Below are 558 nucleotides of genomic sequence, written 5' to 3'. Positions count from 1 at the left end.
TGGCAGACCCAAGCGTGGCGAAGAGCCAATTGGCCATCAGTTTCAAATCACTGGGTTGGCGGCAACTAGCCTGGCTTGCGTTGAAGAGGCCCGCAACCAGACCGGGGTGTTCATCCTGGCGACCAATGACCACAGCGATACGCTGAACCATGGCCGAACTTTTGGCCACCTATAAAGCGCAGCAGAATGTCGAACGGGGCTTTCGTTTTCTCAAGAGCCCGGAGTTTTTAACCTCCTCACTGTACCTGAAAAAGCCGGAGCGGATTGAAGCGTTGCTCATGGTGATGACCTGTAGCCTGATGATTTACGCAGCGTTGGAGCACCGGATCCGGCAGGGATTAGTGGAGCAGAATCGCAGTGTGGCGGATATGAAAAAGAAACCGACCCAGCAGCCGACGGCCCGTTGGATCTTTTTGCGCTTTGGTGGCATCCATGAATATCGACTGGGAGAAGCTCCGCCACAAGTAACGGAGCTAACAGGAGACCAGCAGATCATTTTGGAGGTATTGGGTGAGCGCTATCGGCAAATTTATTCCTAAATCAGGTGCGGAATGTCGG

At 53.6% G+C, this 558-nt stretch carries 1 pseudogene; it reads left to right on the top strand.

What is annotated here, in order from left to right:
- Window positions 1–539, top strand: a pseudogene (locus J9892_RS23430) (IS1634 family transposase); the annotation flags it as partial.
- Window positions 540–558: the final 19 nt, after the last annotated feature.

It is taken from the genome of Aeromonas sp. Prich7-2 (assembly GCF_017939255.1).
Lineage (GTDB): Bacteria > Pseudomonadota > Gammaproteobacteria > Enterobacterales > Aeromonadaceae > Aeromonas > Aeromonas caviae.
The sequence above is the reverse complement of the archived record's forward strand: the minus strand, read 5'-3'. Positions and strand labels throughout refer to the sequence as shown.